The 10,441-nt window shown below is 73.7% G+C and carries 12 protein-coding genes and 1 pseudogene; 4 read left to right on the top strand and 9 right to left on the bottom strand.

What is annotated here, in order from left to right; all coding sequences use genetic code 11:
* Positions 1 to 90: 90 nt before the first annotated feature.
* Positions 91 to 879: an SURF1 family protein gene (locus tag PV721_RS36280; protein WP_319731996.1), complete on the top strand. Its 789-nt coding sequence runs from the start codon at positions 91 to 93 to the stop codon at positions 877 to 879.
* A 9-nt stretch (positions 880 to 888) separates the two neighbouring features.
* The gene (locus PV721_RS36275; protein ID WP_319731994.1) at positions 889 to 1,644 is read left to right on the top strand and encodes an SDR family oxidoreductase; all 756 of its coding nucleotides are present in this window, start codon (positions 889 to 891) and stop codon (positions 1,642 to 1,644) included.
* Positions 1,645 to 1,756: 112 nt separating this feature from the next.
* On the opposite strand, the gene amaP is transcribed toward PV721_RS36275, so the two are convergent.
* The 8 genes from amaP to PV721_RS36235 form a co-directional block, all read right to left on the bottom strand.
* On the bottom strand, positions 1,757 to 2,314 hold the full coding sequence (gene amaP, locus PV721_RS36270; protein ID WP_319731992.1) for an alkaline shock response membrane anchor protein AmaP: 558 nt from the start codon (positions 2,312 to 2,314) through the stop codon (positions 1,757 to 1,759).
* A gap of 5 nt (positions 2,315 to 2,319) precedes the next feature.
* Complete coding sequence (locus tag PV721_RS36265) at positions 2,320 to 2,970, bottom strand: DUF6286 domain-containing protein (protein WP_416371256.1); 651 nt, start codon at positions 2,968 to 2,970, stop codon at positions 2,320 to 2,322.
* Entirely contained in the window at positions 2,871 to 3,239 is a 369-nt protein-coding gene (locus PV721_RS36260; protein ID WP_319731988.1) for a hypothetical protein, read from the bottom strand. The genes PV721_RS36265 and PV721_RS36260 overlap by 100 nt, the downstream gene beginning before the upstream one ends.
* Positions 3,240 to 3,246: 7 nt before the next feature.
* Complete coding sequence (locus PV721_RS36255) at positions 3,247 to 3,432, bottom strand: hypothetical protein (RefSeq protein WP_030716925.1); 186 nt, start codon at positions 3,430 to 3,432, stop codon at positions 3,247 to 3,249.
* Positions 3,433 to 3,448: 16 nt separating this feature from the next.
* A complete protein-coding gene (locus PV721_RS36250; RefSeq protein ID WP_319731985.1) occupies positions 3,449 to 3,886 on the bottom strand; it encodes an Asp23/Gls24 family envelope stress response protein in 438 nt (145 codons plus the stop codon).
* A 254-nt stretch (positions 3,887 to 4,140) separates the two neighbouring features.
* Positions 4,141 to 4,920 (bottom strand): enoyl-CoA hydratase/isomerase family protein, encoded by a 780-nt coding sequence (locus PV721_RS36245; RefSeq protein WP_319731982.1) that lies wholly within the window; start codon positions 4,918 to 4,920, stop codon positions 4,141 to 4,143.
* Positions 4,921 to 5,087: 167 nt separating this feature from the next.
* A complete protein-coding gene (locus PV721_RS36240) occupies positions 5,088 to 5,309 on the bottom strand; it encodes a helix-turn-helix domain-containing protein (protein ID WP_030010789.1) in 222 nt (73 codons plus the stop codon).
* Positions 5,310 to 5,705: 396 nt separating this feature from the next.
* Positions 5,706 to 7,304: an ABC-F family ATP-binding cassette domain-containing protein gene (locus tag PV721_RS36235; protein ID WP_319731979.1), complete on the bottom strand. Its 1,599-nt coding sequence runs from the start codon at positions 7,302 to 7,304 to the stop codon at positions 5,706 to 5,708.
* 289 nt (positions 7,305 to 7,593) lie between these two features.
* On the opposite strand from PV721_RS36235, the pseudogene PV721_RS36230 reads away from it, so the two are divergent.
* Together PV721_RS36230 and PV721_RS36225 are read left to right on the top strand one after the other, a co-directional pair.
* Positions 7,594 to 8,471, top strand: a pseudogene (locus PV721_RS36230) (neutral zinc metallopeptidase).
* A 63-nt stretch (positions 8,472 to 8,534) separates the two neighbouring features.
* On the top strand, positions 8,535 to 8,930 hold the full coding sequence (locus PV721_RS36225; protein ID WP_319731977.1) for a VOC family protein: 396 nt from the start codon (positions 8,535 to 8,537) through the stop codon (positions 8,928 to 8,930).
* Between the two features lie 118 nt (positions 8,931 to 9,048).
* Here the strand turns inward: PV721_RS36225 and PV721_RS36220 are convergent.
* The coding region (locus tag PV721_RS36220; protein WP_319731975.1) for a hypothetical protein at positions 9,049 to 10,441 on the bottom strand (1,393 nt) is incomplete at its 5' end.

The raw sequence follows: 10,441 nt of genomic DNA, 5'->3' as shown, positions 1-10,441 counted from the left end.
CCCCTCGTCCCTTCCCCCGATCACGTACCCGTGACCCCGGACGGCCACCCGGCCGCCGGGGTCTTCCGCGCTGGGGGTACCGTCGTGGGCGTGTACCGCTTTGTGCTGACCCGGCAGTGGGTGTGCCTCACCCTGATCGCCCTCGCCCTCATCCCCGTGATGATCAAGCTGGGGTTCTGGCAGTACCACCGCCATGAGCACCGGGTCGCACAGAACCAGCTGATCGAGGCGAACCTGCGGGCGAAGCCGGTCCCCGTGACCGAGGTCACCTCCCCCGGCCACCGGGTCCCCCGCGCGGACTTCTGGCGTGCGGTCACCGCGACCGGCACGTACGACACCGGGCACGAGGTCGTCGTACGGATGCGCACCGACAACGACGACAAGGTCGGCTTCCACGTCCTGACCCCGCTGGTCCTCTCCGACGGCCGGGTGGTCCTGGTCAACCGGGGCTGGGTGCCGGGCGGCGACGACCCCCGCGCCTACCCGCCGGTGCCGGCCGCGCCCGCGGGCGAGGTCACCGTCACCGGCCGGCTGAAGGCCGACGAGACGAGCGGCGGCAGCGGCATCAAGGACCGCAAGGGCCTGCCGGACCGCCAGGTCATGCTGATCAACAGCGGGCAGCAGGCGGAGTACCTGGGCCGGCCGGTGCTCGGCGGGTACCTGGAGCTGACCGCGCCCTCCCCCGAGGCCGGCCCCGAGACCGTCGCCGATCCCGACCACGACTCGATCGGCCCCCACATGGCGTACGCCGTCCAGTGGTGGCTGTTCACGGCCGCGGTGCCGGTGGGCTGGGTGGTCCTCGTACGGCGGGAGAAGCGCGACCGCGAGGAAGCGGCCGCCAAGGCCGAAGCCATCGAACAGGAGCCCGCGACGGCGTAGCGTGTCGGCATGGATCTTGGACTGAAAGACCGTGTCTACATCGTCACCGGAGCCACGCGCGGCCTCGGCTTCGCCTCCGCCCGGGAACTGGCCGCCGACGGCGCGAAGGTCCTCGTGACGGGCCGGGACGAGAAGCGGGCGGCCGACGCCGCCGCCGCCCTCGGCCCGAACGCCGTGGGCGTGGCGGCCGACAACTCCGACCCGGCGGTGGCCGGGCGGCTCGTCGCTGCCGCGCGCGAGCACTTCGGCCGCCTCGACGGCATCCTCATCAGCGTCGGCGGTCCGGCCCCCGGTTTCGCGGCCGACAGCACCGACGAACAGTGGTCGGCGGCCTTCGAGTCGGTGTTCCTGGGCGCGGTCCGCCTCGCCCGGGCGGCGGCGGCCGAGCTGGGCGAGGGCGGGGTCATCGGCTTCGTCCTGTCGGGCTCGGTCCACGAACCGATCCCGGGGCTGACCATTTCCAACGGCCTGCGTCCGGGCCTGGCGGGCTTCGCGAAGTCCCTCTCCGTGGAGCTCGGCCCGCGCGGGATCCGGGTCGTCGGCCTGCTCCCGGCGCGCATCGACACCGACCGCGTGCGGGAGCTCGACGCGCTGGGCGGCGACGCGGACGCGGCCCGCGCCGGGAACGAGTCCCGCATCCCGCTGCGGCGGTACGGCGCCCCGGAGGAGTTCGGCCGCACGGCGGCCTTCCTGCTGTCCCCGGCGGCCTCGTACCTGACGGGCGTCATGCTCCCGGTCGACGGCGGCTCCCGCCACGGCTTCTGACCCGCCGTGGGGCATTTCAGCCCCGGGGCGACCGGGGCGCGGGCGCGGAGCGCCGTAGGGGTCCGGGTCGGATCCCAGCCGCCGGGGCTCCGGAAGATCCAGAAGAGACGGCCTAAGTGACCCGCTGCGCCCGGTGCGACGTCACCTTGAGGCGGGCCTCCGTCGGGAGATCGGCGAGGCCCGCCGAGGCGCGGGCGTGGGTGAGGACCGGGCCCGCCACGGCGGCGAGCGTGTCGGCGGGGACCGCATGGGGTTCCAGTTCCAGCGCGACCCGCAGCGCGGGCGATCCGCGCCGCCCGCGCAGCACCACCCGGCAGCCGGCGACGCCGTCCAGCGCGCCGGCCTCCGCGGCCACCGCCTCTTCCAGGGCGCGCCCCCGGAGCAGGGCGAAGGCCCCGTCCCCGGTGTCCACGACCACCGCGGGCAGCCGCGGGCGCCGCAGTTGGGACAGCAGCCACCACAGCGCCAGCAGGACGACCACTCCGAGCCCGGCGAGCACCGCCCACCACCACCAGCCGTCGGCGTGCCAGGACCGGTGCCCCGCTCCGGCCGCCAGCAGCGGCGCGTGCCGCCCGTGCAGCGGCCGCGAGCCCGTCAGCAGCACGGCTCCGGCCGCCAGCAGGACCGCTCCGGCCACCGCCAGCAGGATCCGGTTCACCGTCCCGAGCATCCCGCTCACCTCCTGACCCGTACGAGCAGCTGCGGCGGGTGCGCGAGGCCCAGTTCCTCGACGCCGACGGCGAGTACGGCGTCCAGGTCGGCCCGTACGTCGTCCAGCTCGCGGAAGTGCGAGGTGGCCCGCACCCCGATGCGGGACCGGCCCACCTTGACCCGGACCGAGCGCACCCCGGACACCTCCATGGCCCGGTCCCGCAGGACCTGCGCGGCGTCCTTGCGGCCGAGACCGGCCCGTACCGAGGCGTGCTGGCCGGGCGTCCGCATGGTCAGGATCCGGCGGAGCCCGGGGGTGAGCGCCAGCAGCAGGAGGACCGCCCCGGCCACTGCCAGGGCCCCGCCGGTCACCTGCACCGGCAGGTCGGCCGGGGTCCGCGTCTCCAGCCAGTGGGCGAGGTCGCGGCGCCAGCCCATGGCGGGCCGGCCGGCCCGTACGGCGGCCAGGTCGTACAGGAACAGCCCCGCCACCCCCAGCACGGCCAGGGCGGTGAGCGCGGCGGGCACCCGCCGGGCGGAGCGGAACCGGCGGGTGCGGCCGGAGCCGGGGGCCGTCACCGCAGCCGCCGGTCCCGCCCGGCGGCGGTCCGGGTGTGGGCGGAGTGCAGGTGCTCGACGTCGATGTCCACCTCGGGCACCGACATCTGCGCGCACTCCTCGACGCGGTGGGCGACCCGGGCGCGTACGGCGGCGCACTGGGCGGCGAGGTCGGAGGGGTAGTCGAGCTCCAGGCTCACCCGTACCCGTGCGATGTCGTGGTGCACGGTGACGGTGGCGTGCGGGGGCGCGCCGGAGGTGGCGGTGAGCGCCTCCCTCGCGGCCTGGGCCGCGATCTTGGCGACGACCCGGTCGGCGATGAGGGTGGACCCGCGGTCCTCGGCGGCCACCCGTGGCGGGGTGGCCCGGGGCTGATCCGCGCTCATCGGCCCCTCACCCGCGCCGGTCGTCACGGCGGCGGAACAGGTCACCGGCGTCCAGGTCCCCGTCGAGGAAGCGGCCGACGACGAATCCGAGGGCGCCGAGGGCCGCCACCAGGAGGAAGGCGCCGAAACCGCCGAAGTAACCGGCGAACGCCAGGGCCATTCCGGCGAACAGGCCGGCGATCGCCATGCTCATCACGGGCTCCTCTCGGCTACTGGAGACGGGACTCCGGCTCCTCGTCGGGCTCGTCGGGCAGCTTGACGTCGCTGACGGCGATGTTGACCTCGACGACCTCCAGGCCGGTCATCCGCTCGACCGCCGAGATGACGTTCTCACGGACCGCCCGTGCCACGTCGCGGATCGACACGCCGTAGTCGACGACGATCTCCAGGTCGAGGGCGGTCTGGACCTCGCCGACCTCCGCCTTGACGCCGCGGCTGACGGAGGCCTTCTGGCCGCCGGGCACCCGGTCGCGGACGGCGCCGAAGGTGCGGGAGAGAGCGGTGCCGCTACCCATGGCGTGTACGCCGACCACCTCACGGGCCGCCAGCCCGGCGATCTTCTCGACCACGCCGTCGGAAATGCTCGTGCGTCCTCGGTCGCCGGGTTCCTTGGCGGAGCCACCGCGGCCTGATGCGGATTCGGTCATGGCGTGCCCTTTCGCGCGTGCGGAGTCGGACTCACTCCGCACCACGTTAAGCGCGTAGCCGCGCCCGCGCCCCGGGACTGCGCCGCTCGGCCGGAACCGGTTCCCGGGCTGCGCCGGTACGCGCGGCTCCGACGACCCCGGGGCTCCGCCCCGGACCCTCCCCCGGACTCGTCCGGGGAACTCCCGCGCCTCGAACGCCGGCGGGGCCGGAACGGGCCGGCGTTCGGGGCAGGGGGTTGCCTCCCGGCTCCTGCTTAGTCGGACAGTCCCGCCAGGTCCCGCAGGCGGCGGGCCTGGGCGGCGCGCTCGGCGGCGCGCTGGTCGTCGTACGGGCGGGAGGGCGCGGCGCGCAGGAGCGCCTTGGTCTCGATCACCGCGTCGCGCGGCGGAGCCAGCAGCGCGGTGGTGAGGTCCTGGACGGCGGCGTCGAGCTCGTCGGCCGGGACGACCAGGTTGGCGAGGCCGACCCGCTCCGCTTCCTCGGCGTGCACGAAGCGGCCCGTCGCGCAGATCTCCAGCGCGCGGGCGTAGCCGACCAGGAAGGTCAGGGGCTGGGTTCCGGCCAGGTCGGGGACCAAGCCGAGGCTGGTCTCGCGCATGGCGAACTGCACGTCGTCCGCGACCACGCGCAGATCGCACGCGAGCGCGAGCTGGAAGCCGGCGCCGATCGCGTGCCCCTGCACGGCGGCGACGGAGATGATGTCGTTACGCCTCCACCAGGTGAATGCCTCCTGGTACTCGGCGATCGTGGAATCGAGCAGTTCGTCCGATCCACGTGCCAGATCGAGGAAGGACGGCTCGCCCTCGAAGCCTTCGGGGGTGAACGCCTGCCGGTCGAGCCCGGCGGAGAAGGACTGGCCCTCACCGCGCAGCACGACGACCCGGACGGTGCCCGGCAACGACCTCCCGGCCTCGGCCAAAGCCCGCCAGAGCGCGGGGGATTGGGCATTTCGCTTGGCCGGATTGGTCAGTGTCACCGTGGCGACCGTGTCGTCGACGGTGAGTCGTACGCCGTCCTTGTCGAGCAGAGCCATCTGTGTATGCCTCCGGTGTGCAGTCGGCCGCAAGCCCGGCCTAAGTGACTGCACAGTAACCACCCAGCCGACCGGCAGGCCGACCGGGGGTCACCGAAGGAAACGTCGGAACATGTGAGCTTTGAAGCCGTTGGAGCCTTGGAGCGTTGGAACCGATGGGACCAGGGTCAGGCCGTAGCCGCCTTCTTGCCCCGCGTCGCGCCACCGCGACCGCGCAGCGAAACCCCGGACTCACTGAGCATCCGGTGGACGAATCCGTAGGACCGGCCGGTCTCTTCGGCCAGCGCCCGGATACTCGCACCGGAGTCGTACTTCTTCTTCAGGTCTGCCGCGAGCTTGTCGCGCGCGGCGCCGGTTACCCGGCTGCCCTTCTTCAGAGTCTCGGCCACCCGTGCCTCCTCATGGGAAGTGCGCTCTGGACTTCTCATGATCACCCCTCCCACGCTTCCTGGCCACCCATTCAGCAAGGTCGGTACGGCGGCATTTCTCGAGCCGTGGACGCCCGAGCAGAACGGAATCTCCTCTTCCGCCGCATGACTTCCGTCACACTTCACCGCCCCCGCCGGGAATCGCCAGGTCAGAGGCGGGGTGGCGGAAAACGAACGGCCCCGGCGACGCACCTTCGCTGGTGCGGCCGGGGCCGTCGTACGACGCGCAACGGTACGAGACCGTCTCACTCAGATGATGGATCACCCCTGAGCCGAATGATCCATAAGGAACTGGATCAGGGTCGGAGGGGCCCCGGACCGGGGCCGACCAGGGCCCGGGCAGGGGCCCCGTCCGGGTCAGGCGAGCGCCACCAGGTCCCGGTAGTCCGGGCCCCACAGGTCCTCGACGCCGTCCGGGAGCAGGATGATCCGCTCCGGCTCCAGCGCCTCGACGGCGCCCTCGTCGTGCGTGACGAGGATGACCGCGCCCTTGTACGTGCGCAGGGCGCCCAGGATCTCCTCGCGGCTGGCCGGGTCGAGGTTGTTCGTGGGCTCGTCGAGCAGCAGCACGTTCGCCGAGGAGACGACCAGCGTGGCCAGGGCCAGGCGGGTCTTCTCGCCGCCGGAGAGCACTCCGGCGGGCTTGTCCACGTCGTCCCCGGAGAACAGGAAGGAGCCGAGCGTCTTGCGTACGGCGACCAGGTCCAGGTCGGGCGCGGAGGAGCGCATGTTCTCCAGGACCGTGCGGTCCGGGTCCAGCGTCTCGTGCTCCTGTGCGTAGTAGCCGAGCTTGAGGCCGTGGCCGGGGACGACCGTGCCCGTGTCCGGCTTCTCGGTGCCCGACAGCAGGCGCAGCAGGGTGGTCTTGCCGGCGCCGTTGAGGCCGAGGATGACGACGCGGGAGCCCTTGTCGATGGCCAGGTCGACGTCGGTGAAGATCTCCAGCGAGCCGTAGGACTTGGAGAGGCCCTCGGCGGTCAGCGGGGTCTTCCCGCAGGGGGCCGGGTCCGGGAAGCGCAGCTTGGCGACCTTGTCGGACACGCGGACGGCGTCCAGGCCGGCGAGCAGCCGGTCGGCGCGCTTGGCCATGTTCTGCGCGGCGACGGTCTTGGTGGCCTTTGCGCGCATCTTGTCGGCCTGCGAGTTCAGGGCCGCGGCCTTCTTCTCGGCGTTCTGGCGCTCGCGCTTGCGGCGCTTCTCGTCGGCCTCGCGCTGCTGCTGGTAGAGCTTCCAGCCCATGTTGTAGACATCGATCTGGGCGCGGTTGGCGTCCAGGTAGAAGACCTTGTTGACGACGGTCTCGACCAGGTCGACATCGTGGGAGATCACGATGAAGCCGCCGCGGTAGTTCTTCAGGTAGTCCCGCAGCCAGACGATGGAGTCGGCGTCGAGGTGGTTGGTGGGCTCGTCGAGGAGCAGGGTGTCGGCGTCCGAGAAGAGGATCCGGGCGAGCTCGACGCGGCGGCGCTGACCGCCGGAGAGGGTGTGCAGCGGCTGGCCGAGCACGCGGTCGGGCAGGCTGAGCGCCGCGGAGATGGTGGCGGCCTCGGACTCGGCGGCGTACCCGCCCTTGGTGAGGAACTCGGTCTCCTGGCGCTCGTACTGCTTGAGCGCCTTCTCACGGGTGGCGCCGGCGCCGGTGGCGATGCGCTCCTCGTTGGCGCGCATCTTCTTGATCAGTACGTCGAGTCCGCGCGCCGACAGGATCCGGTCGCGGGCCAGGACGTCGAGGTCGCCGGTGCGCGGGTCCTGCGGGAGGTAGCCGACCTCGCCCGAGCGGGCGATGGAGCCGGCGGCGGGCTGCCCCTCGCCCGCGAGGCACTTGGTGAGGGTGGTCTTGCCCGCTCCGTTGCGGCCGACCAGGCCGATGCGGTCGCCCTTGGCGACGCGGAAGGAAGCGGACTCGATGAGGATGCGGGCGCCGGCGCGCAGCTCGATGCCGGTGGCGGTGATCACGGAAATACTCCAGGGCGGGTCGGGACGGCGGAAGGGGGGCAGGACGCGATGCTTCGACGCCGCTAATCCGCGAGGAGATTTGCCATGGGAGACATTCTACCGGGGGTGTGCAACTGGTTTCGGGGCGCGGGCCGGGCCGGCCGGCGGGCGGGAGCCGCCGCTCCGTGCCCCCCGTTCGGCCCACGGGACCCGGGGAGGCCGGGGCGCGTACCTGGAGGAATGGGTCGATACTCGCCGCAGGGGCGGCCACGCGGCCCACCCGGCCCCACGAAGAGAGGGCGGTGCGGGGATGCAGTTCGACGACGACGCCAACCTGGACGCCTCCGAGGTCAAGGATGTGTGCGGCAGTCGCATCCCCGGCGGGAGGGCCACGGTCGGCGGCGGCCTCGTCGGCATCATCGCGCTCTCTTCGGTGTGGGTCCGGAGCAGCTGGGGCTCTCCTCCGGGGACCAGGAGCCGGGGCCTGCCGCGTCCTCCGTCAACGAGGTGCAGCAGGAGTGCAGGACGGGACGGGACGCGAACATGCGGGAGGACTGCCGGCTGGTCGCGGTGGTCAACAGCACCCAGGACTTCTGGAGGCAGGAGTTCGCCCGGCGCGGCGGCCAGTACGGCCCGGCGTCGACGGTGTTCTTCACCGGCCGTGTGAACACCGGGTGCGGGACCGCCACCTCGGCGGTCGGCCCCTTCTACTGCCCCGCCGACCGGCAGGTCTATCTGGACCTGGGCTTCTTCAACGAGCTGCGGACGAAGTTCGGCGCGAGCGGCGGCCCCTTCGCCCAGGCCTACGTCGTCGCCCACGAGTACGGGCACCACGTCCAGAACCTGCTCGGGACGCTCCAGCGCTCCCAGGACGGCCTGCAGGGGGCGAACAGCAACGCGGTCAAGGTCGAGCTGCAGGCCGACTGCTACGCGGGGGTGTGGGCGCACAACGCGACGCGCACCCCGGACGAGTCCACCGGGCGGCCGCTCATCACCAACCTGACCGGCCAGGACATCAGGGACGGGCTGGACGCGGCGGCCGCGGTCGGCGACGACCGGATCCAGGAGAAGTTCCAGGGCCGGGTGACCCCGGAGTCCTGGACGCACGGCTCGGCCGAGCAGCGCCGGCAGTGGTTCCACCAGGGCTACCGCACGGGCGACATGGCCCGGTGCAACACCTTCCGCTGACTGCCGCCGCCGCCTGCCATGCTGGTGTGACGCGGGTCACCGTCACGAGAGGGAGTGATCGTCATGGCAGGCGTTCCGTCCATCTGTCCCACGCTGGTCTACCGCGACGCGAAGGCCGCCATCAGGCTGCTGACCGAGGCCTTCGGGTTCAGCCAGGTCGCGGTGTACGAGGGTGAGGACGGCTCGGTGGTGCACGCGGAGCTGGCCTACGGCAACGGTGTGGTGATGCTGGGCAGCAAGGGCACCGGCGGGGTCTTCGACAAGGCCATGGAGGGCGCGGGCCCTTCGGGGATCTATGTCGTGGTCGACGACGTGGACGCCCACCACCGGCGGGCGGCCGAGCACGGGGTGGAGATCGTGATGGAACCCAAGGACCAGGACTACGGCTCGCGCGACTACATGGCCCGGGACGCCGAGGGCAACATCTGGAGCTTCGGCACGTACGCGCCGCAGGTCTGAGAGCCGCGGCGCCGCGCCCCGGGCCCGCGGCGTTCCGGCGCCGCCGGCCCTACGGGTGCCCGGCCCCCGCAACCCACGGCAGGGGCGGCCCGGGCACGGCGGCCCCGCCGCGCCCGACCTAGGCGCCGCCGGTGTGGACCTGGAAGGCGGCCCTGCGGACGGCCTTGGCGAGGGCCGGGTCGGGGTGCGCGGCGGCCAGCGCGACCAGGACCTGCACGGTGCGCGGATGTCCGACCGCGCGGACCTCGTCCAGCAGCCGGGGCACGGTGGTCCGGACGGCCGAGTCGAGGTGGCGGGCCAGCAGCTCGGCCTCGCCGTGGTCGGCGATGGCGGCCGCGGTGTCCACCCAGAGCCAGGTCGACTCCTCGGCGGTGAGCACGTCCTGCGCCTCGTCGGGGTCGATCCCGTCGTGCTCGGCGAGCCAGAGCAGGGCGTAGGGGCGCAGGGCGGGCTCGCGTACGGCGGCGCGCACCTCTGGCTCGGCGGGGGCGCCGACGACGCGCAGCGCCTCGAAGGCGAGGCCGCGCAGCAGGGCGTCCTCGCCGCGGGCGGCCTGCAGGAGCTCGGCCACGGCGTGGCCGACGGGCCGGGCGGCGAGCCAGGCCTGGTACTCGGCGCGGGCCGGCCCGGGGGTGAGCCGGGCGCAGCCGTGCAGCATGGCGGCGGCGGACTGCTCGATGTTCCCGGCGGGGCTCTGCGCGGCGACGCAGATCTGCTCCAGTTTGACCCAGACGGCCCAGCTGCCGAGCGGGGTGAGCGTGGCCCGGGCGGGGCCGAGGGTGACGGCGTCCACGGCGGCGAGTCCGCCGAGCGCCCAGCGCAGCAGCCGGGCGAGGGGGACGGGGCGGGCCTCCGCGGAGCCGGCTGCGGATCCCGCGGGCCGGTCCTGCACGGGTACGTCCTGGGCGGGGGCCGGGTGCTGGTCCGGGTCGCCCGGTCCGCCGGCGGCGGCCGTGCGGGCCGCCGCGGGCTCGGCGTCGTAGGGGATCTCGCACCGCTCGTCGCGCAGTTCGGTGACGCGCTGCCCGAGCAGGTCGAGCAGGTCGGGGACGGTCACCGGGCCGGCGGACAGCTGGAGCAGGGAAAGGAGCTGGGGCATCGCCTCGACGACCTCGGCGACGGCCGAGGGGGTGATGTCGGCGGGGGCGGGGTGGACGAGCGACCAGGCGTCGAAGAGGGCGACCCAGCCGCGCAGTACGGCGGTGTCGTCCCGGTCCCAGGCCCGCAGCCGCCAGCCGGGCCGGGCGTGGCCGCCGTGCACCTCGACCAGGCCGGCCAGCCGGGCGCGGTCCCAGCCGACCCGGATCTGCCCGTGCGTCAGACCCAGTTCCCCGGCGGCGCGTTCGACGTCGGAGGCCGGCAGGGCGCCGGTGGGGGCGGGTCGTCCGCCGTCTCCGGAGCCGAGGTTGCGCTCGGCCCAGCGGGTCAGGCGTACGGCGTCGGCGAGCGAGGCCCGGGCCCGGTTCGCGAGGTCGGCCGTGGCGGGGGTGCCCGCCGGGGGCCTCGGGGCG

This window comes from Streptomyces sp. MB09-01 (genome assembly GCF_033794505.1).
Lineage (GTDB): Bacteria > Actinomycetota > Actinomycetes > Streptomycetales > Streptomycetaceae > Streptomyces.
Note: the sequence above shows the minus strand (reverse complement) of the source record. Positions and strands in the feature narration are given on the sequence as shown.

What these genes read in the sequence shown, in the direction of transcription:
- PV721_RS36250 (WP_319731985.1), bottom strand. Translation starts at nt 3,886, where the DNA reads ATGACCGAATCCGCATCAGGCCGCGGTGGCTCCGCCAAGGAACCCGGC.
- PV721_RS36260 (WP_319731988.1), bottom strand. Translation starts at nt 3,239, where the DNA reads ATGAGCGCGGATCAGCCCCGGGCCACCCCGCCACGGGTGGCCGCCGAG.
- PV721_RS36275 (WP_319731994.1), top strand. Translation starts at nt 889, where the DNA reads ATGGATCTTGGACTGAAAGACCGTGTCTACATCGTCACCGGAGCCACG.
- PV721_RS36255 (WP_030716925.1), bottom strand. Translation starts at nt 3,432, where the DNA reads ATGAGCATGGCGATCGCCGGCCTGTTCGCCGGAATGGCCCTGGCGTTC.
- amaP (WP_319731992.1), bottom strand. Translation starts at nt 2,314, where the DNA reads ATGCTCGGGACGGTGAACCGGATCCTGCTGGCGGTGGCCGGAGCGGTC.
- PV721_RS36225 (WP_319731977.1), top strand. Translation starts at nt 8,535, where the DNA reads ATGGCAGGCGTTCCGTCCATCTGTCCCACGCTGGTCTACCGCGACGCG.
- PV721_RS36245 (WP_319731982.1), bottom strand. Translation starts at nt 4,920, where the DNA reads ATGGCTCTGCTCGACAAGGACGGCGTACGACTCACCGTCGACGACACG.